Genomic DNA, 24,582 nt, shown 5'->3' with positions numbered 1-24,582 from the left:
TTTCCAGAATTCGAGCAGGAGGGGTGTTCGATGGCAACGGAGCCTATCACCAGTGGAAGTTCGGCACTGTCAGCACAACCGGTGACGGATGTGACCGCCGAAGTGCAGGAGTTTTTCACCGCGGAGCGCCCCGACACCGAGTTCCTCCCCTCCTCCGCCCGGATGTCCCGGGCGGAGCTCGACGCGCTTCCCACCAGCGACCTCGATCCGCTCGGCATCGGCGTGATCGCCGGCGCCGCGAACGTGATCATGCAGCTCAGCCTCCCCGCAGTCGGTTACGGCGTGTACGAGAGCCGTGTCGACTCGGGAAACCTGTTCAAGCATCCGATGAAGCGTGGTCGTACCACGCTGAGTTACCTCGCCGTCGCCGGACTCGGTAGCGCCAAGGACAGAAAGGCCTACCGCAAGGCCATCGGCAAGGCCCACGCGCAGGTCCGTTCGACCGCCGACAGCCCGGTGAAGTACAACGCCTTCGATCCGAAGCTGCAGTTGTGGGTCGCCGCGTGTCTGTACCGAGGCACCGAGGACGTCCATCGCATCTTCGGCGGCGTCACCGAGGTGACCGACGAGCGTTATCAGGCCGGCGCCGTTCTGGGCACGACGCTGCAGGTCCCCCGCGAGATGTGGCCCGCCACCCGCGAGGACTTCGAGACCTACTGGAACGACACGGTCGAGACGCTCGAGATCGACGACACCATCCGCGAGTACCTGATGTCGATCGCGCGCGCCGAGTTCCTCGGCCCGGTGATCTCGCGGCTCTTCGGCTGGCATTTCGAGATCATGGCCATCGGCTTCCTGCCGGAGAACTTCCGCCGCAAGATGCGCGTCCAGCTCTCGCCGTGGCAGGAGCTGTACTTCGACAGGCACAACGCGGTCCTGCGCGCGATCATCACGCGGGCACCGAAGTGGGTGCGCGCATTCCCGTTCAACGTCCTGCTCGCCGACGTCCGCTGGCGCATGCGCACCGGGCGGCCGCTGGTCTGACGCTTCGTGGCTCGCTTCGCTCACACCTCAGGGAGCATTAAGAGGTCATCCGGCGCAGCGCCTCGCGGTCGAGGTCGGCGACGTCGGTGTGCCCGGACAGTCCGAGGGTGAGGTCGAGTTCGGCGATGATGTCGGCGACCGCGTCGCGGGCACCGTCGGCTCCCGCGAGCGCCAGGCCGTACATGTGCGGTCGTCCGATGCAGGCGGCGTCGGCCCCGAGTGCGAGCGCCTTGAACACGTCGGAACCGGTGTAGATCCCGGAGTCGACGAGGACCTTGATGCGACCGTCGACGACCGGCGCGATGGCGTCGAGGGCGTCGATCGTGCTGATCGCGCCGTCGACCTGCCGACCGCCGTGGTTGGAGACGATGATGCCGTCCACCCCGGCGTCCACGGCACGACGCGCATCGTCGGGGTGCAGCACGCCCTTCAGCACGATCGGAAGAGCGGTGCGGGCGCGCAGGCCGGCAAGATCGTCCCAGTTCAGCGACGGTCGCGAGTAGATGTCGAGGAAGGTCTGCACCGCGGCACGCGGTTGCGGCGACCGCAGGTTCTGCAGGAACCGGCCCGGGGCGTTGCGGGTGATGGAGAAGAGGGTGGCGATCGCGCCGAGGGAGATCTCCGGACGTTCGTCAGCAGCGCCACGTAGCCGTTCGGCGACGATGTCGACGAACCTGCGGTCGGACGTGTACTGGGCGATGCCCTCACCCTGCGCGAACGGCAGCGAACCCAGGTTCAGGTCCTGCGGCCGCCACCCGAGCATCGTCGTGTCCAGGGTGACGACGACGGCCTCGGCGCGGATGGCCGCCGCGCGCTCCAGGAGGCTGTCGACGAGGTCGTCGTCGGTGGACCAGTACAGCTGGAACCAGCGCGGCGCCCCGGCGCTCGTGTCGTCCATCGCGGCCGCGACGTCTTCCATCGAGACGCTCGCCTGATTCGACAAGATGTAGGGGACACCGAGTTCCGCGGCCGCACGGCCGATGAGGGCGTCGGCGTCGGGTGCGGCGAGCGAACCGGCGCCGACCGGCGCGAACAACACCGGCGCCGGGATGCGGCGACCGAACAATTCGACCCCGAGGTTGCGCTGCGAGACATCCCGCAGGATGCGCGGCACGATCGCCCAGCGGTCGAGTGCCGCGCGGTTGGCGGCCATGGTGCGTCCCTCACCGGCGCCACCGCCGATGTACGCCCACGCACGCGCCGACATCGCACGTCTCGCACGTCGCTCGAGCTCGGCGAAATCCGTTGGTACACGCGGCTTTCGCCGGTGCACCCCGGCCGTGTAGATCTCGTTCTGCCGTGCGCGCCCGTAACCTGCGGTCATGGGTGGAGATGGTAACGCCGGCGTCCGGTGACCGGCCGCCAACGGCGGATCGTGCCGCTCAGCGTGTGGCGACGGCGGTGGCCCCAGCCGCGGCGACCGTCACGGCCGCGACCGACGGCCACGCACCGATCTTCTTCGCCAGTGGATGAGATCCGCCGAATGCCGCCAGGTAGCCGGCCAACAGGCCGCCGGCGACCACGGGGCCCTTCGTCACCGCCCACCGGCGCGTGCACCAGGCACCGGCCGTGCCGAGCACGACTCCGCCCAGTTCGCGTCGCCCGCTGTAGCGCGCGACCGCGAAACCACCGACGAGACCGACTGCCACCACGGGCACCGTTGCATCCACAGCCATGGGTCTCACGCTACCGGTACCGCGGCCGTCACCCATCCGCTCGCGATCGCGGCTCCGAAGACGGGGTAACCGACCGCTCCCCCCGGACTTTCGAAGGGCTCCGTCATGACACCGACCGCCGAGATGACCGACTCGTCGGCGCCGCCTGCACAGTCGGCATCCCCGGCTCCCGATCTGCACCCGATCAGCGCCTCGACGACGGATCTCGAACTCGTCGAAGAGGTGCTGGCGGCGCACTTTCGCCGCCACGCCACCACCTTGCAGCAGGTCGGCGGGGAATTGACGCCGGCGATCGACGTCCTCTCGGCGCGGATCGGCGGAGGTAAACGCCTGCGCGCGTCGTTCTGCCTCTGGGGCGCCCGAGGCGCCGCCGGGGGCCGGAGCGTCGCGGGCATCGTCGAGATGGCGGCCGCCATCGAACTGTTCCATCTCGCCGCCCTCGTGCACGACGACGTGATGGACGACAGCGATGTCCGGCGCGGCCTGCCCACCGTGCATCGGCATTTCGCCGACGATCATCTGCGCGCGCGACGCCGTGGGGACGCCGAGCGCCATGGCACCGCCGTCGCGATCCTCGTCGGCGACATGTGCCTGTCCTGGTCCGACGACCTCGCCGCTGCCGCGGTGGACGACGTGTCCGCGGACATCCGACGCGCGGTCCGCGACACCTGGTCGGTGATGCGCGACGAGGCGTACGCGGGCCAGTACCTGGACATGCTGAGTCAGACCGAGGACACCACCGACGCCGATCGCACGGCTCGCGTGCTGCGCTACAAGAGTGCGCGGTACACGATCGGTCAGCCGCTGCGGCTGGGCGGCACGCTCGCGGGTGCCTCGTCGGCGCTCCTCGAGGCATACGATCGGATCGGCATCACCGCCGGCGAGGCCTTCCAGCTCCGCGACGACATCCTGGGCGTCTTCGGCGACGAGAAGGTCACCGGCAAACCCGCCATCGACGACCTACGGGAAGGCAAGCGCACGATGCTCATCGCGGCGGCCGAGGAATCGGCGGGACGGATGGAGCGCCGCGTGCTCGCCGACGGTCTCGGCAATCCGGACCTCGACGCCGACGGTGCCGCGCGGATGCGTGAGGTCCTGTACTCCACCGGCGCCGTCGAACGAGTGGAACAGCGTATCGCCGACCTGCACGCGGAAGCGCTCGGCATCGTCGACGCCGCTCCGATGGACCCGGCGAGCCGGCACGCACTGACCGCCCTCATCGAACGTTGCGTGTGGCGGCGCGCATGACCGCTCCCGCCGGGCCGACGGTCGAACTCCGCGTCTGGGGTGTCGACCGTGTGCTACCGGCGCTCGGCCGGATGTCGTCGGGTCGACGGGTGCTGCGCCGTACCCCCGGTCTGCGTTTCGCCAAACTGCTGGGCACCGGCACCGCACGCACTTTCACCCTCGAGAGCGCCGACCTGAGACACTGGGCCGCGCTGACGGTATGGCACGACGCCGACGCTGCTTCGGCCGCAAGCGATTCCGTCGTGTTTCGTCGATGGCGGGAGTCCAGCACGGAGGAACTCCGGATCACCATGCGACCACTTCGGTCGAAGGGCCGATGGTCGCGCGTCGACCCGTTCGAGACGGTGCGATCGTCGATCGACCACGACGCGTCCGGACCGGATTGGACGGGCCCGGTCGCCGCGTTGACCCGGGCACGCCTCCGGCCCACGAAGATGGCATCGTTCTGGCGTGCCGTCCCGCCGGTGGCGACGGAACTCGCCGGGGCACAGGGCAATCGATTGGCCCTCGGCGTCGGCGAGCTCCCGCTCGGGGTGCAGGGCACGTTCTCGATCTGGGATTCGGCGCAGGACCTCACCGGCTTCGCCTACCGCTCCCCCGCACATCTGTCGGCGGTTCGGCGGACCGCACCGTCGCGCTGGTATGCCGAGGAATTGTTCGCCCGCTTGGCCGTCACCGAGGTCGTCGGCACGTATGAGGGGAGGTCGGCGTGAGTCTCGTGGACGGCGCCACTTCGCACCATTCGGACCAATCGTCGCGATCGCGGCGAACCGATGGCACCGCGCCCTGGAACCGCGGGCTGGTCACCCTGGCGTGGATCCTGCTGGCCGCGACGATCGGCGTCCAGATCGCGTTTCCGCTGACCGGTGGCGGCACCCTGCCGCTGACCGTCGCGAGCGTGCTGCTCCTGGCGTCGGCGTCGCTCGTCCACGTCGCGGCAACCCGCGGCGCCGCCGCCGCGGTCGCCCTCGCGGTGGTGGCCGGCGGTGGCGGGCTGATCGCCGAATCCGTCGGTGTGAGCACCGGGTTCCCGTTCGGCACATACGAGTACACCGACGGGCTGGGGCTGAAGGTCCTCGGCGTGCCGGTCCTGGTCCCGTTGGCCTGGATCATGATGTCGTGGCCCGCGCTGGTCGTGACCCGACGACTCGTCCGTGCGGTGGGGATCGCCGGACGGTGGGTTCGGCCCGCCACCGCCGTCGTGGGTGCGTATGCACTCACGGCGTGGGATGTGTTCCTCGATCCGCAGATGGTCGACCAGGGCAACTGGGTGTGGCGGTACCCGACGCCGTCGCTGCCCGGGGTCGCCGACATCCCGCTGACGAATTTCGCGGGCTGGCTGCTGGTCTCGTTTCTCATCGTCGGCATGCTCGACCTCCTCATCCGCCGCGACGATCCCGACGCGACCGGGTCTTCCGGGATGGACGCCGTGCCCATCACCGCGTACCTGTGGACCTACTTCTCCTCGGTGATGGCGCACGCGGTGTTCTTCGGCCGTCCGTCCGTCGCCCTCACCGGCGGTCTCCTCATGGGTGTCATCGCCATCCCGCTGCTCGTCGTCGAGATCAGGGGTCGCCGTGCGGGTGTCTGACCTGCTGCGGCCGCTGGTCGCGACGGGAACCGCTATGTCGCTGGCGTCGCTGGCCCTGACCCTCGACAACGCCCGCCGGGTCCGTCGGCCCGGTCTCGCCGACATCCCGGCGCCGGAACCACTGTCGGTTCTCATCCCGATGCGCGACGAGGCGCACAACGCCGAACGCTGCCTACTGGCCGTCCTCGAGGCGGCGGATCGCTGGCCAGGACCGGCCCGGATCCACGTGCTCGACGACGGCTCGGCGGATGGAACCGACGCCGTGCTCGCCCGCCTGGCCTCGATGGACGACCGGGTTCGTGTCCACCCCGGCTCGGCGCCTCCTCCCGGGTGGCTCGGAAAGACCTGGGCCTGCGCCCAACTCGCGGAGAAGGCGTTCCCCGGCGGGGTCCACGTCTTCCTCGACGCCGACGTCGTGGTCGAGCCCCACGCGTTCACCTCATCGTTCGCCTTGCTCCGCAACGCCGGACTCGATCTGGTGAGCCCGTACCCCCGGCAGGTCGCGGTCGGCGCGGGCGAGCGACTGGTGCAACCGCTGCTGCAGTGGTCCTGGCTGAGCACCCTGCCCCTCGGTCTCGCCGAGCGCTCACCGCGCGAATCTCTCACCGCCGCAAACGGTCAGTTCCTGGTCATCGATGCCGCGATGTACCGTCGTGCCGGCGGTCACGAGGCGGTGCACGACGTGGTCCTCGAGGACATCGCCCTGTTGCGCGCCGTCAAGGCGGCCGGCGGTCGCGGCGTCGTGGCCGAGGGAAGCGACGTCGCCACCTGCCGTATGTACCGCGGCTGGGACGAGGTCCGCGCGGGTTACCGCAAGTCGCTGTGGTCGGCCTTCGGGTCTCCGGGCGGGACGCTGGGCGTCACCGGTCTGCTGTGCCTGATGTACGTACTCCCCGCGGCAGCAGCACTGTTCGGCTCCCGGACGGGTCTCGTCGGATACCTCGCCGGCGTGGCGTCGCGGGTGGTGTCCGCCCGCTGCACCGGCGGACGCGGATGGCCGGACACCTTCGCCCATCCGCTCTCCATCCTCGTCTTCACCGGTCTCGCAGTCGATTCGACGCTGGCCCGACAGCGCGGCGACCTGCAATGGAAGGGACGCCCCATCGAGGTCCGTCGATGACACGGGTCCTGGTGATCGGCGCGGGCGTCGGCGGACTCTCCGTCGCGATGCGCCTCGCCGCGACCGGCCACGACGTCACCGTTCTCGAGCAATTCGACGACGTCGGCGGCAAACTCGGGGTCATCGAGCACGACGGGTTCGTGTTCGACACCGGGCCGTCGCTCGTCACGATGCCGCACGTCTTCGAAGAACTCTTCGACGCCACCGGATCGTCGATCCACGACCATCTGACCCTCGAACGACTCCCCGTCGCCGCGCGCTACCGCTTCCCGGACGGCACCGAACTGGACATGCCGGGAACGCTCGACGACATCCCCGCCGCCCTCGACGCCGCACTGGGGAATGGGCGAGGCGCCCAGTGGTCATCGTTTCTGGAACGCGCACAACGTGTCTGGGACGTCACGCACGAGCCTTTCCTGGAATCACCGATGAGCATCCGCACGATGGTCGGCGGGATCGCCACGCCGTCGGACGTGCGGACCGTCGCGCCGTGGCGCACGCTGCGCGGACTCGGCGAGAGTTACCTCGACGACCCGCGCCTGCGGATGCTGCTGGACCGCTACGCGACCTACACCGGTTCCGACCCACGCCGCGCGCCGGCAGCACTCGCGTCTGTGCCGTGGTCCGAGCAGGCGTTCGGATCATGGTACGTACGAGGCGGATTGGGCCGCATCGCCACCGCGATGCACGACCGTCTCGTCGAACTCGGCGGGCGGGTCGAACTCGGCGTCGAAGTCGACCGGATCTCGGTGGACCACACCGGCCGGGCCGATGGCGTGGTGCTCACCGACGGAAGCCGACGCCGGGCCGATCTGGTCGTCGCGAACGCCGACGCCCAGCAGGTCTACGACCGCCTCGTACCGCGTCGCGCCGCCCGCCGGCCCGCGGCGCTGCTGCGACGGACGACGCCGTCGCTGGCTGGATTCGTGCTCCTCCTCGCCCTCGACGATCCGCCCGCTGCGCCGCACCACCAGGTGCTGTTCGCCGAGGACTACGACGAGGAGTTCGACGCGGTCTTCGGATTCCGCGGCCCACCACGTCCGGTCGCGCGACCGACCGTGTACATCTCGGCCCCCACCGATTCCGAGATCGTGCCCGCCCCGGGAACCGGGGCGTGGTTCGTGCTGGTGAACGCACCCCGCCACGACCCCGAGCACGGCGTCGACTGGGACGCCAACGGGTTGGCGGACTCCTACGCCGACCGGGTCCTCGACGTCATGGCCGACCGTGGGCTCGATGTGACCGGACGGATCCGCCACCGCCTCATCGTCTCGCCCGCCGACCTCGAACGCCGGACCAGGACACCAGGTGGCTCGATCTACGGATCGTCGTCGAACGGACCCCGCTCGGCGTTCCTCCGGCCGTCGAACACCTCACCGGTACCGGGCCTCTACCTCGTCGGCGGGTCGTCGCACCCCGGCGGCGGTCTGCCGCTCGTGGTCATGTCGGCGAAGATCGTGGCGGAGCTGATCGGTCCGGCCGTGAGTCACTGACCGACAGGCCTTGCTCATCGGAGCCGTCAGCGCGGATCGATACGAAACACGGCGCATCGGCCCGCCGCGGCAGCAAAGGCTTCCGGGGTCACGTCGTCGACGACTCCCGCGTCCTTCATCATCTTCGGGCCGTCGGTGCCCGCCAGCTCCGGCCAGGCGCGTAGCACCGGAACGGCCTGGTCAGCCGACAGTTCGACGAGGCGGACGTCGCTCATCGTGCCTCCAATCGACAGCTGGGCACGTCCCTCGGCCGCACGGACGTTGCGTGCCCAGTCCGCCCCGGGAAAGCCCTCGAGCAGATAGCGCTCGCCGCTCAGGTCGACCACGGTGAGCGGCGTCCGTCGCGGCTTGCCGGTGCGCCGTCCGGCGACGACGAGAACTGGTAGCTGCTTCATCCCGCCGAGCCGCTGCAGCAGCAGGAACAGCTTGTTCATCGGCTTGAGCCAGCGTGGCGCGGTGTGCTGGGTTTTCGGCATCGTCGGCTCGCTTCTGAGCGTCACTTCGTGCACTGCGGTTTTCCCGTACACCGTACGGTGATCGAGCACCTGCTTCAATCACCATCGCCACGATGCGATCAGCGAGTCGTGGGACCTGGAAGCGTCAGATCAGACCCGGTCGCGATAGCTGTACGCATGTCCTTACCCAGCGACGCGGTCACGACCGCAACCGGCACACGGGAAGCCTCCAGATTCCGCCGCTCTTCGGGGGTGAGGTGCTGACGAGACCACGTCCATCGCGGGCCGCGCCACCATGCATTCGTCCGTGCCTTCTCCATGTCACCGGCACCTTTCGCGCCGCTCGCTGTGAGCCCTGTCACGCGACCGTACCCGGATGATCTGCGTTTGAAACCTTCCGGCGCAGGTCAGCGTGTCGCGACCGGCATCGGCCCCACCGACCGGTCGCCGCGGAGCTTCTTCCGGATGAGTTCGGCGCTGATCAGGCACATCGGCAGGCCGATGCCGGGACGCGTGCTCGACCCGGCGTAGAAGAGGCCGTCGACCTTGCGTGACCGGTTCGTCGAGCGCAGGAACGCGCTCTGCCGCAGCGTGTGCGCCGGGCCGAGGGCTCCGCCACACCACGAGTTGACCGAGTCGACGAAGTCCGCGGGGCCGATGGTGCGGCGGACGACGACACGATCGGCGAGGTCGGGAACACCTGCCCACTGTCCGATCATCGCGATGGCCCGGTCGGTCACCTTCTCGATGTCGGGGTCGCCGCCGCCGTCCACGCCGCCGCGGCCGAGACCCGGGTCGGGCGGGACGGGCACCAGGATGAAGAGGTTCTCCGAGTCCGACGGCGCGACCGACGGGTCGGTGGCCGACGGCTTGCACACATAGAGCGACGCCGGGTCCGGTACGCGCGTGGGACTCTCGAAGATGGCGTCGAAGTTGGTCTTCCAGTCCTCGGTGAAGAACAGGGAGTGATGCGCCAACTCGGGAACCTCACCGCGTACGCCGAGGAGTGCGAGCACCGCCCCCGGGCCGGAGGTGGCGCGGTCCCAGTAGCGTTCGGGGAAGGTCTGCAGTTCCTCGGGCAGCAACCGAGTCTCGAGATGGTGGAGATCGGTCGCACCGATCACGATGTCCGCGAACAGATCTCGCGGTGCGTCGTCGGCTCCTTCGACGCGGACGCCGGCCACCTCGGCGCGACGACGCGACGGCGTGGACCGCTTCCCCGCGCGTTCCCGCGTGAGGATGGCGGTCGCGGCCATGCCGGTGGAGATGCGTACGCCCCGTTCCCGCGCAACCCGCTCCAGCGCGTCGACCAGAGTGGTGAAGCCCCCGTTGGGGTACCGCACACCGTCGGCGAGGTCGAGCCAGCTCATCAGGTGATACATCGCGGGAGTGCGCTCGGGCGAGGAACCGAGGAACACCGCCGGATACCCGAGGACCTGGCGGAGCCGGCGGTCGGTGAAGCGAGCCGCGATGTAGGACTGCAGCGACGTCGTCAGCAGTGTGACAAGCGTTTTCGCATGCCGTAACACCGGCAGGCCGAGGAAGGCACGTGGCGAGTCGAAGCTGGTGTACAGAAACCGTTCCACGGCAAGGTCATACGCCTGCTTGCCGGTGCGCAGATAGTCGTCGAGTGCGGCTCCCGCGCCGGGCTCGATCTCGTCGAAGAGCGCACGGTTCCGGTCCTGGTCACCGAACACGTCGATCGGCTTCTCGTCGGACCCGTTGTCGTCGAAGAACACTCGGTAACCGGGGTCGAGGCGGACGAGATCGAGCTGCTCGGCGGTCGACGTCCCGAGCATCTCGAAGAAATGGTCGAACACCTCCGGCATCAACCACCACGACGGACCGGTGTCGAAGCGGAATCCGTCGTGGTCCCAGGAGCCAGCGCGACCGCCGAGTTCGTCGTTCTTCTCGACGAGTTCGACGTCGTGCCCGTCGTGGGCGAGGAGGGCGGCGGTCGCCAGTCCGGCGACTCCGCCACCGATGACGACGACGCGTCGGGACTCGCTCATACGTTGCTCTTTCTTCTGTTCAGACCGGCGGCGTCGGCACGTGCGGGTCGCGGCATGCCACGCCGGGCAACGGCGGACGCGGCGATCTTCGCCTTGCCGGCGTTCGGGACGCGGACTCGCGTAAGGCGGGCTTCGGTGGCCGACGACTCGCGAAGGCGGGCGGTCAGCTCGGCGAACAGGTCGTGCGCGGTACACACCGCGACGCGACTGCTCGCCGGCAGGTGCGGAATGGCGGCCGCGGCGGCGGTCAGGTCGAGGTCGATGTCGTCCAGCCAGAGCGACCAGGCGGAGTCCGCCGGATCGTCGGGATCGAGGCCCACCAGATAGCGCCGCCCCAGCCCGTCGCTGTCCTCACCGAAGTCGCGGAGGAAGTTGATCTTCTGGAAGGCCGCGCCCAGCCGTTGGGCACCCGGTGCGAGGTGGTCGTACTGCGCGGCGGATTTCGGCTCGTCGGCGAGGAACGCCCGCAGGCACATCAGACCGACCACCTCGGCCGAGCCGTAGATGTAGGTGGCCAGCGACTCGAAGTCGTGCTGGACCTGAGTCAGATCGCTGCGCATCGAGTCGAAGAACGGGCCGACCAGATCGAGATCGATACCGACCCGGCGGGCGGTCTGCGCGAAGGCGTGGACGACGAGGTTGCTGCTCGACCCGGTGACGAGCGCGACGCTGGTCTGCTCCTCGAGCTGGTCGAGTTCATTGCTGCGGTCGACGAGCCCCTGCTCCGGCCGCGGGGCGTCGACGATCTCGTCGGCCACCCGCACGAGCGCGTAGATGTTCTGGACGTCGCGCCGAATCCGCGGTGTGAGCAGACGCGATGCGAGTCCGAACGAGCTCGAGTACGACCTGATCACCATCGCCGCACAGGCATCTGCGACCTCGTCGTATCGCCGGTGAGGTGGGATCACTTGAGTGTGACCGGGAATGTGCATCATCCGACCGCTCCTCGCCCTGGTGACTGAACGCCAATTGCCTGACGTCATTAATTCGACGCCCGGGACATCACCGGATGGGTGTCGTACATCGAACCGGGATCGTCGGACGGCAGCTGCTGCACCTGCTCGACGAACCACGGACTTACCGCCCACGGGGTGTTCGCGACGAGCGACCACACGTCGGCTACGTCGGCCCAGGTGTGCTCGGCGACCTCATGGGGATCCGGTCGAAGTGTTCCCAGCGGACGTGCGACGAACACCGGGCAGATCTCGTTCTCCACGATGCCGCTCGCGTCGACCGCCCGGTACCGGAAGTCCGGCAGGATGCAACGAACATCGGCCACCTCGATACCGAGCTCGCGCCGGGCATACCGATGCACGGCGTCGACGACGTCCTCGCCGGGGCGCGGATGACCGCAGAACGAGTTGGTCCACACCCCGGGCCAGCTGCGCTTGGACAACGCCCGGCGTGTCATGAGGATGCGGCCGTCGACGACGAGATGGCACGAAAAGGCGAAGTGCAGCGGGGTGTCCGGTCCGTGCACCCCCTCGCGGTCGGCGGTGCCGCACGGGCGGCCGTCGGCGTCGGCGAGAACCACCGAGTCGTTCGTCATCGAGATTTCCTCATCGCATCGGGATCGGGCGAGCTGCTCCTCGCACCATTGTTCGTCACCGGAGCGCGATCCGGATGGGAGCCGCCCGCGACGAGAAGTCATCCGAGCCGTCGGGTCTGCCTCCGCACCGCGATCCCCAACTGAACCGTCCCGATCAACGCCAAGCCCGCCCCGATTGCCGCGATGAACAGGGCCAGGCCGGACGCGACGGCTGAACTCAGTCCCGCGCACCACCACGAACCCGCACTCACAGTTGCGACGACCGCCAGTATCACCCGCGACGGCCGCTCCCACACGGTGACCGTCCCCGGCCCCTTCATGCCCACCGCCTGGGCCGTGGCGCGGGTGATCTCGAGGATGAGGGTGAGCACCGCGATCGTCGCGCCGAGCCATGGCGGTGCACCCACGACCACCACGATGCCCACGAGCATCACGTCCGAGAACCGGTCCGCCACCGAGTCATTGATGCGTCCCCACCGCGAGGCGGTTCCGGTCTGGGCCGCGATCGCACCATCGATCCCGTCGAGGAGCGCGGCCAGGACGATGACGAGTGCGGCGAGCAGCGGCCACCAGTCGCCGAGAATGGTCAGGCACAGCGCGATCGCGGTGGCGATGACTCCGAGAGCTGTCACGGTGTTCGGCGTGAGGCCCAGTCCGGCCAACGGTCGCGCACAGGCGTGGCTGACGAGCACCCAGTTCCGGACCCAGAAACTCGCGCGCGGATCGAGCCCTCCGTGGAGCTTCGACCACGAGTCGAGTGCCTCGTCCCGGGCGCTCGTCGTCCTCTGCGCACCCGACGCCGCCGTGAGGCTCCGGCCCGCTCGCTCAGGTTCCGCGGACACGTCCCCTCCTCTGCTTCTCGATCGCCTGCCCGAACGCCCATCCGATGATGACGATGACGTGAGCGACGTACAGCCACAGACCGACCGCCACCACCCCGCCGATCACCCGGAGACCGCCGTACGGGATCCCGACATCGATCGGCAGGGACAGGAACAGCAGGAAGCCCTGGGTGAATCCGGCGATGAACGACGCGGTGCCGAGAGCACTGACCGCCGCCACCCCCAACGACGGCTCACCGGGCGTCACCTTCCAGTACACCCAGGTCAGGGCCACCGTGACCAGCATCCACACGACGATGAACTCGACCACGATCCGGACCGCGAGGTCGGCGAAACCACCCGTTCCGCCTCCCTCGGGAGCAAACGTCGTGAGTGTGCCCGCGACGCCGACGACCACATACGCCAGTGGCGGCACGACGACCACCAAGCCCAGCACCCAGATCCGAGACCGCCATCCCGTGAACCGGTCCTCGCGCGGGTACAACGTCATACACGCGCGGCGAAGACCCTCGCCGTAGAACGACGCCGGGAACAGCAACACCAGTGCGCCCATCAGCGTCAGTCCGGTGCCGACCGCGACGGCCTCGTCGAACACGCCGCGGCCGCCCATGGCCGGTGGGATGAGAACGCGCAGCTCCGTCAGGGACTCCTCGGCGGACGGGCCGCGGAGCCAGGTCGTCGACCAGATCCCCAGCAACGCCCACGGCACGACGGCGATCGCCGCGAAGTAGGTGAGGGTGGCAGCAGCCGCGGCCAGGTCGCCCCGGCCAAGTACCCGGCGCACATCGGTCACCAACGCACGCACGTCGAACGTCGTCGTCTGCTCGCGGATCGTGGTGTCGCGAGTCACCGTCGGGGCCGATCGGCGCGGTGTCACCCCTCCGGGATACCCGAAACACCCCTCTCGCGCCGCAGCAGTGTCCGATCTGAGTCCTCGGTGACTCCAGCGTGATCACCTTGTCGCATCCACCGCGGTCCTGCATCTGTCCGGCTGCGGGGGGATCCCGGGTGACGACACCGGTCACCGACGAGCGCCCCGCACATGCTCGGAATGCGTGTCAGATCGACGCGAACAGCGCGATCGCCATCCCCAGCATGATGACCGCGACCACCGCGTCGAGCATCTTCCACGCCCGCGGACTCGCGAAGAACCCGGACAGTCTCCGAGCACCGCCGCCGAGCGCGGTGAACCACAGGACACTCGCGATGCAGGCACCGAAGGCGAACGCCCACTTGCCGTTTCCGTGACCGTTGGCGATGGCACCCATGGTGATGACCGTGTCGAGGTAGACGTGCGGGTTGAGCCAGGTCAGAGCCAGGGCCGTACCCACCGCCACCCAGCGGCCGGTGGACTCGGCCCCGCTCTCGTCGGTGGCGGCTGCGATGGCCTCGTCACTGCGCACACAGCGTCTGGCGGCCATGACGCCCAACGCCCCGACATACAGTCCGCCGGCCGCCTTCGCGAACGTCACCACCTCCGGATGCGCGGCGACGAGCGCGCCGAGGCCGGCAACCCCTGCCACGATGAGAACGACGTCGGAGAGCGCGCAGACCGCGACGATCTGACCGGTGTGCCTGCGGGCGACGCCCTGACGCAGCACGAAGACGTTCTGGGGTCCGATGGCGATGATCAGACCGGCGCCGGTGAGGAGCCCGGCAAGTGTCGGTACGAGGTAGGCGATCACCGGGACGACGCTAGGGCGACACGCCCCGGTCAGTACAGCGAAACTTTTTCACGAATGAACAGTTGAACTTCAGATTGGGGACATTTCGTCGCCCAGTCCGATGCCACGTAGAACCGCGCACAAGGCCTCGATGTAGTCGGTGACATCAAGGTCACCGACCAGGCCCTGCTGAACGACCACCCCCTGCATCGCCGAGACCATCACCTGCGCGAGCACCGCAGGCTCCGCGGGCAATTCGTGGCCCGCGGCCCGCCAGGCCGTCAGCACGCGTTCGAAGACCCCCCGCAGTCCACGGATGATGTCGCGCACGGTCTCGCGCAGCTCCGGGTTGTTGGCGGCCTCACCCCATACCGTCAGGACCATCCGGAAGCCGTCGGTCATCGGCGCGATCTCCAGCAGGACCCGTTCGGCCAGTGCGCGTACAACCGCCTCAGGCGACGGGGGTTGCTCTACCGGGTCGTCGAAGCTGCTGATCCCCGACTCGTAGGCGGCGAAGATCGACCGCGCCACGGCGGCGATCAGTTCCTCTTTCGACGAGTAGTACGAGTAGACGGCACCCGCACTGAGCCCGGATTCCCGGATCACGTCAGACATCGTCGCGCGGTGGAACCCCTTGTCGACGAAGCATCGGCGAGCGGCGGCGAGGATCTGCCGACTTCGTTCGAGCTTGCGTTCGTCGCTGATCTTGGGCATGCCGACAGTCTAAAACGAATATTCGTTCTTGATTCCTCGCGGCCCTCCGCGCATACTCAGAAAAACGAAGATTCGTTCTTTTTAGGAGTGGTCATGAGCACTGAACTGCACTCGACAGATTCGCGCGATCGGGCGCCCGTTGCGACCGCGGAGGCCGACGGTGCGCCCCCGACCGGGCGTGCACCCAGTTGGCGCCTCGTGGCGGTGATGGCGCTGCTGATCCCGACGTTCGTGATCGCGATCGCCGCGATGTTCGTGTCACTGGCCGTCGATCCCGAGCCGCATCAAGCCCCACTGGGTCTCGTCGCACCACCGCCCGCGGCACAGGCGATCGAGACGGCGCTCGCCGACCGGGCCGGTGAAGACGCCTTCGCCGTCGAACGATTCGCCGACACCGAGGACGCGCGTGCCGCCATCGAACGGCGCGACCTGGTCGGCGCGATCGCGGTCGGGCCCGGCGGGGTCACGGTGCTGACCGCGGAGGCGGGTTCGCCGGTGCTGGCGCAGGTCGTCGCCGGGGTCGGGAACGGCATCGCCACCGCCCAGCGTGTACCGGTCGCCGTCGAATCCGTGGTCCCCACTCCCGAGACAGATGCCCGCGGAACGGGTTTCGCCGCCGGACTGTTGCCGTTGCTGATCGCCGGCATGGCGCTCGGCGGGGCGGCCGCGATCGGGTTGCGCGGCCGAGCCGCCATGCAGGCGACGCTGGCGGTCCTGGGGCCGCTCGTGGCCGGGTTCGGTTTCGCGGCGACGTGGTCATGGTTGGGCGTCATCGACGGCGGTATCGGCCCCGTCGGACTCGCCGCAGCCCTGATGATCGGAGCGATCACCTGGTTCACGGTTGGTGCGGGCAGCCTGCTCGGCCCCGCCGGGGTCGGGGTGTCCGCACTGGTGATGGTGCTGATCTCCAACCCGCTGTCGGGGCTGGCATCGTCGCCGTACCTGTTGCCCGCGCCGTGGGGAACGATCGGCCAGTGGTTGCCGCCCGGCGCCGGCGGCACGCTGCTCCGTTCGGTCGCGTATTTCCCGGCGGCGAGCATCACCGGACAGGTCGCCGTTCTCCTCGGCTGGATTGCCGTCGGCGCCGCGCTCCTCACACTCGGCATGGTGCGCGGACGGCGGGCCGACTCCGCGGGCGACACCGTCCCCGCCTGATCCGGCCGGCGGTGGTGTGTCTCGGCGGTCCGGCGGGACACACCACTAACCTCGGCTCGTGGACATCAGTCAGGAAGGCCTGCGCACGCTGGCCGCGGTCCTGCGCGAGGGCACCTTCGACGCCGCGGCCACCGCCCTGCACATCACCCCGTCGGCGGTGAGCCAGCGGATCAAGGCGCTGGAGTCCGCCGCCGGGCGGGTACTCCTCCGGCGGACCAAGCCGGCGACGGCCACACCCGATGGCGAGGTGCTGGTCCGGTTGGCCAAACAGTGGGAATTACTGCTGGCCGAGACCCGCGCCGAGTTCGTGGGCGCGCCCGACGACGACGATCTGCCGCTGGTCGAACGTCCCCGTGTCCATCTCCCGGTCGCGACGAACGCCGACTCGCTCGCGACCTGGTTACTGCCCGTGCTCGCGCGATTCCACCGGGAGCACGCGGTGGCGGTCGAGGTCTTCCGAGACGACGAAACCCGCAGCAGCACCCTGCTCCGCACCGGCGACGTGCTCGCCGCGGTGACCTCGGAACCACTGGCGATCCGCGGGTGTGCGCTGCAGTCGCTCGGCACGATGCGCTATCTGCCGGTCGCCACACCGGAATTCATCGACACATGGCTACCCGACGGGCCCGATGCCGATGCACTGGCCCGGGCCCCGATGGTGCAGTTCGACCGCAACGATCACATCCAGCGGAACATCTCGGCCGCCCTCGCCGGCCGGCCCGTCGACCCGCCCGCGGTCTACATCCCGGCGTCGACCGAATACCACCGCGCCGTCGCGCTCGGCATCGGCTGGGGCGCCGTCCCGGTCGTCCAGATCGCGGACGCCCTCGACACCGGTCGCGTCCGCCTCATCGCCGACCACCACATCGACGTCCCGCTCTACTGGCAGCACTGGAAGCTGAGTTCGCCTCTGCTGCAAACACTCACGACGAGCGTCGTCGACGGCGCCGCGCGGGTTCTCCAGCACTGATCGCGCTCGACTCGTCGCCGTCCACGACGGGCAGACCCAGCTGTGGACGAATCGGACGTTGTCACACGCCTGAGGTCGACGGTGTTCCCGCGACCGCCGGGCTGTCGTCGACCGTGCGCAGGCCCCGAACGAGCGCGACGCCGAGAACGCCCACAGCGACCACGAGGCAGGCGATCACGTAGGGGAGACTCCCGATCGGTGTGTTGTCGGCGGTGATTCCGTCCTCGGCGTCGAGGTAGGCGGGCAGCGCGGTGCACCACAGTACGAGGTGCACCCCGAGGAACAGGACCGGGAACACGACGAGGAAGGGCCGAGCGCTGCGAGCGTCGTCGACGCCCAGCGTCGGGTCGCTGCGCATGCGTCGCCATTGCACGTACAGAAGTGTCAGTCCGATCCCCCACACCAGGGCCATCTCCACCCAGTACACGACGGTCTGCGCGTCGTGATTCGCGTTCTCGTCACGGCCGAACAGCCCTGTCGGAATGGACAGCAGGGGCATGCTGACGACGGCCAGAACTCCGGACACGACGACGCGCCATGTCAACGACCATCCGCGCGGGGCGCGTCCGTGGGAGGTCGGGATCTGCACCAAGCGCACCGCGACGTAGACGAGCACGGCGAACGAGACGGTCGCGAAAAGCCAGACGCTCCCCCACGGCACCGCGGCCAGTGTGGGCGCCGCGGCGGGATTGCCGAGCTCGTCGGGGGCGATGCCCTGGGCTCGGAGCTGGGCGAGGGTGTCGCGATAGTACGGCGCGTCGACGTTCCACGCCCACCACTTGAGCTGCGGGCCGAGCTGGTCGAAGATCTCGTAGAAGGTCTGGAACACCAGGGCCAGAACGAGCGAGCCGCGCAGCGCGGAGCGCTTCGACCCGTCGAAGAAGCCCCACGCCCGCACGATCTCGTAGGCGACCTGGCTCACGGCCGGATAGAACGCGACAATGTACAACGGCAGCCGGTCGTACATGAACATGACCGTGAACACGTTGTGGGAGAACATGAATCCCATCGCTTCTTCGGCGTGGAACCAGTTCGGGAAGTACAGCGGCGGCTCGATCACGAACAGGTAGACCAACGATCCGATCCACACCGTCAGGTTGGTGGGGTCGCCGTCGCGACGCAGTCGGCGGATCGCGTGGATCAGCGCGAGGACGGCACCGAGGATGATTGTGACCTCGAGGACCGGTTGCGTCCAGTGCTCGAGGTCGGCCGGATTCCGGATCGTGACAATCGGATTCGCGCCCTCGCACTCGAACCCCAGGTAGCCGGTGATGATCGACGGGACGTCACCCGGCGTGCAGACCGCCATCGTCTCCGCCTCCTGCAATGGCTGCGCTCCGGCGCCGAGCCGCCGAGCCCACTCCGCTACGTCACGTCATGCCCTGTGAATGATGTGTCACCGTAGTATGTGCTCCAGGTCACGTCAACGGACCTTGGCGGAGCCGACCAACTTCGGATTCGACTCGTCGACAAGCGGGTTCTCGATCTCGTCGCGCCACATGCCGGCCGCGAAGTAGAACGCCCACGCGATCGGCACCGGGAGCAACCCGGCCAGCACGAACGTGGCGGTCAGGCCGATCGCCGACGAGACCGGGGCGGCGATCGCCATCGACACCGGCATCAGCGCAACCGATACGAAGAAGTCGAGACTGGCGATGCGACCCAACAGTGCCGGCGGCACCCGACGCTGTAAGAGCGTTCCCCACAGCACCATCGGACCGTCGAAGAGGATGCCCATGGTCACACCGGCGGCGACGAACATCCACGTCGAATCGGCGAGACCCATCAGTACCAGCGGCAGGCTGGAGAACGCCCACAGCGAGAACATGACGGTCAGGTACCGGCGCGGCATCGGGATCGAGGCGAAGACCAGCGACGCCGCGGCCGCACCGAGTCCGAACCCGGCGAGAATCCACGCGTGCTGTGTCGCGCCGCCGTCGACACGCTCGCGCAACGCGAACGGTACGAGCACCTCGATCGGACCGAGCGTCGCCAGCACCAGGACACACGCGAAGAGCAGCGTCCCCCACAGCCACGGGGTCCGGGCCATGTAGACGAACCCCTCGGCCAGGTCGCCGACGATCCGGCGGGCACCCGCACCCTCGACGACCTCCGGCGCGTCCTCGCCCGTCTCGCCGAACCGGCGCGCGGTGACCGGGGCCATCCCGAGATAGCAGACGCTCGACAGGATCGCGGCGACAGCCGCCATCAACACCGCGGGTCCCGGGGCCCAGGCACCGATGACCGCGCCGGCGACCATCGGCCCGACCGCCTGGAACACCACGGGGCGGAAGAAGCCCTCGATACCGTTGGCCGCCTGCAACTCCGACGGCGCGACGACACCGGGCAGCAGCGCCGAATAGGCCGGGTAGTACATCCCGGTGGTGATGCCGCCCAGCAGGGACGCCACCACCACGTGCCAGAGCTGCAGCACGCCCGCGATCGAGGCCAGGCCGATGGCACCGAACGCGACCATCTTCGCGACCTCGAGGCCGATCATGATGTGGCGCTGCGAAATACGGTCGGCGAGCACACCACCGGCCAGCGTGGAGACGAGCATCCCCACCGCCGCCACGCCAGTTGCCAGCGACACCTGACCCGGCCCGCCGCCGAGGGCGATGATCTGCCAGATCACCGCGATCGTCCACACGCCATCGGCGAACATGGCGAGGATCAGTCCGGACGCGAGCAGCCGGTACTGCCGACGCGCGAACGGCAGCAGCGCGCGGGGCAGTCGGGAGTCGGCGGCGGAAGTCACCTTTCGAGCTTGCCCGAACCCGCGGGCGTGGTGCCAACCCTTTTCGGACCGCCGTTGTCCGGCGGCGCGGGTCAGCTCGCCTTGCGCGAGGACTTCTTGGCGGGCGCCTTCTTGGCCGTGGACTTGCTCCCGGACTCGCCGGACCCCGAGCTGCCCGAGGAGGTCTTCTTCGCCGTCGACCTGGAAGCGGTCTTCTTGGCCGGCGCCTTCTTCGCGGCCGTCCTCGCCGCAGCCTTCTTGGCCGGTGCCTTCTTGGCCGCGGTGTCCTTCGAGTCCGAATCCTTCGAATCCGATCCCCCGCGATCCTTCACCGACGCGCGCAGCGCGGCGAGCAGATCGGCGACGTCGGAGTCCTCGGTGTCCTTGTCCTCGTCGTCGGATTCGGGGAACGCCTCGCCACCCTCGGACTTCGCCTCGATGAGCTTCGTCAGCTCGTTCTGATAGGTGTCCTCGAACTCGGAGGGGTCGTAGTCCGATGCCATCGACTCGATCAGCGAGGCCGCCATCTGCAGTTCCTGATCGCGGATCTCGGTGTCGTCGTCGAGGAAGCCGAAGTCGGGTTTGCGGACCTCGTCGGGCCACAGCAGCGTCTGCAGCGTCATCACCCCGTCGACGACGCGCAGCGCGGCCACGCGTGTCCGGTTGCGCAGGGTGAAGGAGGCGATCGCGAGTCGGTCTGTCTCCTCCAGCGCCTTGGCCAGCAGGACGTAGGCCTTCGGCGACTTCGACGACGGTTCGAGGTAGTAGGGCTTGTCGAAGTAGATCGGATCGACCTGCTCGGCGGGTACGAACTCCAGGATCGAGATCTCGGGACTCTTCTGCACCGGCAGCGAGGCGAGGTCTTCTTTGGTGAGGATCACGGTCTCGCCGGACTCGGATTCGTAGGCGTTGGCGATGTCGCCGTAGTCGACTTCGGTGTCGGTGCCCTCGCGCACGCGGCGATAACGGATGCGGGTTCCGTCCGACGAGTCGACCTGATACGACTTCCGGTCGTGACTCTCGGTCGCGGAATAGACCTTGACCGGCACGTTGACCAGGCCAAAGCTGAGGTCGCCCTTCCAGATCGAGCGCATGAGGGCCATTCTGCCAGGGATCCGGGCCGGATGGCGGCAAGCTGCGCGACGTTCTGACCGGCGTTGTGGACAATGGGACGCATGGCAGGCGGCGAGACACTGGAGGTCGACGGTCGGCGGATCTCGATCACCAATCTCTCGAAGGTGCTCTATCCGGCGACGGGGACGCGGAAGTTCGAGATCATCGACTACTACTCGCGGATCGCCGATGTCCTCCTCCCGCACGTACGCAACCGCCTCATCACCCGTAAGCGGTGGCCCAACGGCGTCGAGTCGACCCCGTTCTTCGAGAAGAACGTTCCCGAGAGCGCACCTGACTGGATTCGACGCCACGGCATCCAGCACAGCGAGCGGGTCATCTCCTATGCGATGGCCGACGATCGCGCCACGCTGGTCTGGCTCGCGCAGATGGCCGTGCTCGAGATCCACACGCCGCAGTGGCGGCTTCCCATGGGACCCGACGGCGCACCCATGGCCAACCGCATCGTCTTCGACCTCGATCCCGGGCCACGGGTGCCGCTGCACCGGACCGCGGAGGTGGCGTGCGAGATCCGCAACTGGCTCGGCGGGGCGACGACGTACCCGGTGACCAGCGGCGGCAAGGGCATCCACCTCTACGCGCGGCTCCCGAAGCCCGTGACGTCGGATGCGGCGCGCAAGGTGGCGCAGGAGGTCGCCAACGAGTTCGCCCGTCAGCACAGTGATTTCATCACCGCCAAGATGTCGAAATCGCTGCGCGACGACAAGGTCTTCATCGACTGGAGCCAGAACACCGCTGCCAAGACCACTCTCGCGCCGTACTCGATGCGCGGACGCGAGCAGCCGTGGGTGGCCGCGCCGCGCACCTGGGAGGAGATGGAGGACCCCGGACTCTCCCAACTGCTCTACACCGAGGTGCTGGAGCGCGTCGAGGAGTTCGGCGATCTCCTCGACGGTCTGGACGATCCCTACGACGACGAGCCGGAAGCCGTCGTCGAGCCCGCGGCGGGACAGGTCATCAACCTGAAGGAGTACCGGCGCAAGCGCGACCAGTCGAAGACACCCGAACCCTTCGGCGATGAAGCGCATCGACAGCGCATCGAAGCCGAGAGCTCTGCTGCAGAACCTGATTCCTCGGACACGCAGACCGAGAGGGCACCGATCTTCGTGATCCAGGAGCACCACGCCCGTCGGTTGCACTACGACTTCCGGCTGGAACACGACGGGGTCCTGGTGTCGTGGGCCGTACCGAAGAACCTGCCCACCGACCCCGACCAGAACCGGCTCGCGGTGCAGACCGAGGACCACCCGATGGATTACGCCGACTTCGAGGGCGACATCCCGGCGGGCGAATACGGCGGCGGTCACGTGTCCATTTGGGACAGGGGCACATTCGAGCTCGAGAAGTGGCGGGACAAAGAGGTCATCGTCCGCCTCCACGGCGAGCGCGTGCAGGGACGGTACGCCTTGATCCGGACCGGTGAGAAGAACTGGCTCGCCCACCTGATGAGCGACGAACCGCGTCCGATCGTCCCCGACAGCCTCACCGACCCGCGCCCGATGCTCGCGACCGACGAGTCGATCGACGGACTCAACGGTCGAGACTGGGCGTTCGAGGGCAAATGGGACGGATATCGGCTCCTCATCCGTTCGGTCGGCGGCGAGTTCCGGCTCACCTCCCGATCGGGTATCGACATGACCGCCGACTTCCCCGAACTCGCCGGCCTCGCAGACGATCTCGGCCTCATGGACGTGGTGCTCGACGGCGAGGTCGTCGCGATCGACTCGTCGGGCCGCACCAATTTCACGCTGCTGACCTCGCGTCGGCACACCGACGAGCCGTATTCGTTGCGGCTACACCTGTTCGACATCCTGTTCCTGAACGGCTCGTCGTTGTTGCGCAAGCCGTGGTCGACTCGGCGCGAACTCCTCGAGGAGCTGGCGCCCGCGTTCCGCAACTCCGCCTTCGTCGAAGTGCCGCCGCTGCTCCCGGGCCCGGGATCGGCCGCCGTCGAGTACAGCCGTGAGCACAATCTCGAAGGCGTTGTCGCCAAGCGCCGCAACTCGGTGTATCAGCAGGGACGTCGGTCGACGACCTGGCTGAAACACAAGAACTGGAGCGACATCGAGGTCGTCGTCGGCGGATATCGGCCGGGCCGCGGTAACCGCGCGCACACCATCGGATCCCTGCTCATCGGCCTGCCCGAGGAGACCGGACTCCGCTACGTCGGTCGCGTGGGAACGGGATTCACCGACGCACAGTTGCGTTCGCTTGCAGAGGAACTCGGACCGTTGGAAATCTCGCGGTCGCCCTTCCTGGACAAACTCGACCGGCCCGTCGAGTCCAGCGCGGTGTGGGTCCTGCCGAAGATCGTCGGCGAGGTCCGGTTCATGGACTGGACGACGGCCGGGCATCTACGGCATCCCAGCTGGCGGGGGATCCGGAGGGACAAACTGCCCGGCGATCTGTGACCCGGGACGTGAACCGAGCAGAGGAGCGTGGACATGACGGGTGAGACGATCACCATCTCGGCGGCCGACGGAGAGACCGAAGCCTATGTGGCGCGGCCCGATTCATCCGGGACGTCTCCGGGAGTCCTGTTCCTCACCGATGTGATCGGCCTACGACCTCGCATCGAGGCCATGGCCGACCGCATCGCGTCCTGGGGTTACGTCGTGCTGGTGCCGCACCTGTTTCATCGGTTCGGATCGGCCGTCGAGTGGGCGCCCACCGAGGATCTGCTCCTGCCCGAGGCGCGGGCCGCGTTCTTCCGATCCGCGATGCCGCGGGCACGGACCCTCACGCCCGACGCGGTACGTCCCGATCTCGTCGCCTACCTCGACGCGCTGCAGTCCCTCCCGGGCGTCGCTCCCGGACGTGTCGGTGTCACGGGCTACTGCATGGGCGGCCGGCTCGCGCTGAACATCGCCGCCGCCCGCCCCGACGACGTCGCCGCGGTCGGCATGTTCCACACCGGCGGCCTGGTGACCGACGACCACGGCAGTCCGCACCTGCATCTCGTCGGCATCGACGCGTTCGTCCTCGCCATCCACGCCGACAAGGATTCATCACTGCCCGCGATGGCGGTCGCGCAATTCGAGCACGCGTTGACCGGTGGAGGCGTGGCGCACTCGGCGACCGTCTATCCCGGTGCGCCGCACGGGTACACGATGTCCGATCTGGCGGCCTATCACCACGAGGCCTGCGAACATCATTTCGCCGAACTCGAGACTCTCTTTCAGCGGACGTTGTCGGGGTGAGGTGGGTCCGCTCCGACCCCCGGTGAGTCCGATCGTGC

23 protein-coding genes are annotated in these 24,582 nt (G+C 68.5%); 10 read left to right on the top strand and 13 right to left on the bottom strand.

What is annotated here, in order from left to right:
* Nucleotides 1-30 precede the first annotated feature (30 nt).
* Nucleotides 31-984, top strand: a complete 954-nt coding sequence (locus tag A9310_RS09080; RefSeq protein ID WP_065630295.1) for an oxygenase MpaB family protein — start codon at nt 31-33, stop codon at nt 982-984.
* A gap of 37 nt (nt 985-1,021) precedes the next feature.
* On the opposite strand, the gene A9310_RS09075 is transcribed toward A9310_RS09080, so the two are convergent.
* Together A9310_RS09075 and A9310_RS09070 are read right to left on the bottom strand one after the other, a co-directional pair.
* Nucleotides 1,022-2,308: an alpha-hydroxy-acid oxidizing protein gene (locus A9310_RS09075; RefSeq protein WP_065630294.1), complete on the bottom strand. Its 1,287-nt coding sequence runs from the start codon at nt 2,306-2,308 to the stop codon at nt 1,022-1,024.
* Between the two features lie 58 nt (nt 2,309-2,366).
* Nucleotides 2,367-2,660, bottom strand: a complete 294-nt coding sequence (locus A9310_RS09070) for a hypothetical protein (protein WP_175401103.1) — start codon at nt 2,658-2,660, stop codon at nt 2,367-2,369.
* A gap of 105 nt (nt 2,661-2,765) precedes the next feature.
* Between A9310_RS09070 and A9310_RS09065 the strand changes: the two genes are divergently transcribed.
* The 5 genes from A9310_RS09065 to A9310_RS09045 are packed head-to-tail and all read left to right on the top strand — an operon-like array spanning nt 2,766 to nt 8,112.
* Entirely contained in the window at nt 2,766-3,908 is a 1,143-nt protein-coding gene (locus A9310_RS09065) for a polyprenyl synthetase family protein (RefSeq protein WP_065630293.1), read from the top strand.
* Nucleotides 3,905-4,621, top strand: coding sequence for a monooxygenase (locus tag A9310_RS09060; RefSeq protein WP_065630433.1), 717 nt, complete (start codon nt 3,905-3,907; stop codon nt 4,619-4,621). Before A9310_RS09065 ends, A9310_RS09060 begins: the two co-directional genes overlap by 4 nt.
* Entirely contained in the window at nt 4,618-5,499 is an 882-nt protein-coding gene (locus A9310_RS09055; protein ID WP_065630292.1) for a carotenoid biosynthesis protein, read from the top strand. Before A9310_RS09060 ends, A9310_RS09055 begins: the two co-directional genes overlap by 4 nt.
* Complete coding sequence (locus A9310_RS09050) at nt 5,486-6,619, top strand: glycosyltransferase family 2 protein (RefSeq protein ID WP_065630291.1); 1,134 nt, start codon at nt 5,486-5,488, stop codon at nt 6,617-6,619. Before A9310_RS09055 ends, A9310_RS09050 begins: the two co-directional genes overlap by 14 nt.
* The gene (locus A9310_RS09045; RefSeq protein ID WP_065630290.1) at nt 6,616-8,112 is read left to right on the top strand and encodes an NAD(P)/FAD-dependent oxidoreductase; all 1,497 of its coding nucleotides are present in this window, start codon (nt 6,616-6,618) and stop codon (nt 8,110-8,112) included. Before A9310_RS09050 ends, A9310_RS09045 begins: the two co-directional genes overlap by 4 nt.
* Before the next feature lie 26 nt (nt 8,113-8,138).
* Here the strand turns inward: A9310_RS09045 and A9310_RS09040 are convergent, their stop codons facing one another.
* The 8 genes from A9310_RS09040 to A9310_RS09005 all read right to left on the bottom strand — a co-directional run bounded on the left by A9310_RS09040 (nt 8,139) and on the right by A9310_RS09005 (nt 15,348).
* A complete protein-coding gene (locus A9310_RS09040) occupies nt 8,139-8,588 on the bottom strand; it encodes a nitroreductase/quinone reductase family protein (protein ID WP_065630432.1) in 450 nt (149 codons plus the stop codon).
* A 386-nt stretch (nt 8,589-8,974) separates the two neighbouring features.
* Nucleotides 8,975-10,579, bottom strand: coding sequence for a phytoene desaturase family protein (gene crtI, locus A9310_RS09035; protein WP_065630289.1), 1,605 nt, complete (start codon nt 10,577-10,579; stop codon nt 8,975-8,977).
* A complete protein-coding gene (locus A9310_RS09030; protein ID WP_065630288.1) occupies nt 10,576-11,514 on the bottom strand; it encodes a squalene/phytoene synthase family protein in 939 nt (312 codons plus the stop codon). Before A9310_RS09030 ends, crtI begins: the two co-directional genes overlap by 4 nt.
* Before the next feature lie 47 nt (nt 11,515-11,561).
* The gene (idi, locus tag A9310_RS09025; RefSeq protein ID WP_065630287.1) at nt 11,562-12,128 is read right to left on the bottom strand and encodes an isopentenyl-diphosphate Delta-isomerase; all 567 of its coding nucleotides are present in this window, start codon (nt 12,126-12,128) and stop codon (nt 11,562-11,564) included.
* A gap of 98 nt (nt 12,129-12,226) precedes the next feature.
* Complete coding sequence (locus A9310_RS09020; RefSeq protein WP_065630286.1) at nt 12,227-12,970, bottom strand: CDP-alcohol phosphatidyltransferase family protein; 744 nt, start codon at nt 12,968-12,970, stop codon at nt 12,227-12,229.
* Nucleotides 12,954-13,820 (bottom strand): YhjD/YihY/BrkB family envelope integrity protein, encoded by an 867-nt coding sequence (locus A9310_RS09015; protein ID WP_065630285.1) that lies wholly within the window; start codon nt 13,818-13,820, stop codon nt 12,954-12,956. Before A9310_RS09015 ends, A9310_RS09020 begins: the two co-directional genes overlap by 17 nt.
* 208 nt (nt 13,821-14,028) lie before the next feature.
* Nucleotides 14,029-14,655 (bottom strand): LysE/ArgO family amino acid transporter, encoded by a 627-nt coding sequence (locus tag A9310_RS09010; protein WP_065630284.1) that lies wholly within the window; start codon nt 14,653-14,655, stop codon nt 14,029-14,031.
* A gap of 69 nt (nt 14,656-14,724) precedes the next feature.
* Nucleotides 14,725-15,348 (bottom strand): TetR/AcrR family transcriptional regulator, encoded by a 624-nt coding sequence (locus A9310_RS09005; protein WP_065630283.1) that lies wholly within the window; start codon nt 15,346-15,348, stop codon nt 14,725-14,727.
* 93 nt (nt 15,349-15,441) lie between these two features.
* Between A9310_RS09005 and A9310_RS09000 the strand changes: the two genes are divergently transcribed.
* The gene (locus tag A9310_RS09000) at nt 15,442-16,503 is read left to right on the top strand and encodes an ABC transporter permease (RefSeq protein WP_065630431.1); all 1,062 of its coding nucleotides are present in this window, start codon (nt 15,442-15,444) and stop codon (nt 16,501-16,503) included.
* Nucleotides 16,504-16,561: 58 nt separating this feature from the next.
* Complete coding sequence (locus A9310_RS08995) at nt 16,562-17,473, top strand: LysR family transcriptional regulator ArgP (protein ID WP_058252295.1); 912 nt, start codon at nt 16,562-16,564, stop codon at nt 17,471-17,473.
* Nucleotides 17,474-17,534: 61 nt separating this feature from the next.
* Here A9310_RS08995 and A9310_RS08990 read toward each other — a convergent pair whose 3' ends face one another.
* The 3 genes from A9310_RS08990 to A9310_RS08980 all read right to left on the bottom strand — a co-directional run bounded on the left by A9310_RS08990 (nt 17,535) and on the right by A9310_RS08980 (nt 21,313).
* Nucleotides 17,535-18,782: a hypothetical protein gene (locus A9310_RS08990; protein ID WP_065630282.1), complete on the bottom strand. Its 1,248-nt coding sequence runs from the start codon at nt 18,780-18,782 to the stop codon at nt 17,535-17,537.
* A 114-nt stretch (nt 18,783-18,896) separates the two neighbouring features.
* Nucleotides 18,897-20,231 (bottom strand): MFS transporter, encoded by a 1,335-nt coding sequence (locus A9310_RS08985; RefSeq protein ID WP_065630281.1) that lies wholly within the window; start codon nt 20,229-20,231, stop codon nt 18,897-18,899.
* A gap of 71 nt (nt 20,232-20,302) precedes the next feature.
* Complete coding sequence (locus tag A9310_RS08980; RefSeq protein ID WP_065630280.1) at nt 20,303-21,313, bottom strand: Ku protein; 1,011 nt, start codon at nt 21,311-21,313, stop codon at nt 20,303-20,305.
* A 72-nt stretch (nt 21,314-21,385) separates the two neighbouring features.
* Here A9310_RS08980 and A9310_RS08975 point away from each other — a divergent pair, with 72 nt between their 5' ends.
* Complete coding sequence (locus A9310_RS08975) at nt 21,386-23,755, top strand: ATP-dependent DNA ligase (protein WP_065630430.1); 2,370 nt, start codon at nt 21,386-21,388, stop codon at nt 23,753-23,755.
* Nucleotides 23,756-23,788: 33 nt separating this feature from the next.
* Nucleotides 23,789-24,544, top strand: a complete 756-nt coding sequence (locus A9310_RS08970) for a dienelactone hydrolase family protein (RefSeq protein ID WP_065630279.1) — start codon at nt 23,789-23,791, stop codon at nt 24,542-24,544.
* Nucleotides 24,545-24,582: the final 38 nt, after the last annotated feature.

Origin of the sequence: Gordonia sp. UCD-TK1, assembly GCF_001691435.1 — a bacterium.
GTDB classification, from domain to species: domain Bacteria; phylum Actinomycetota; class Actinomycetes; order Mycobacteriales; family Mycobacteriaceae; genus Gordonia; species Gordonia hongkongensis.
Note: the sequence above shows the minus strand (reverse complement) of the source record. Positions and strands in the feature narration are given on the sequence as shown.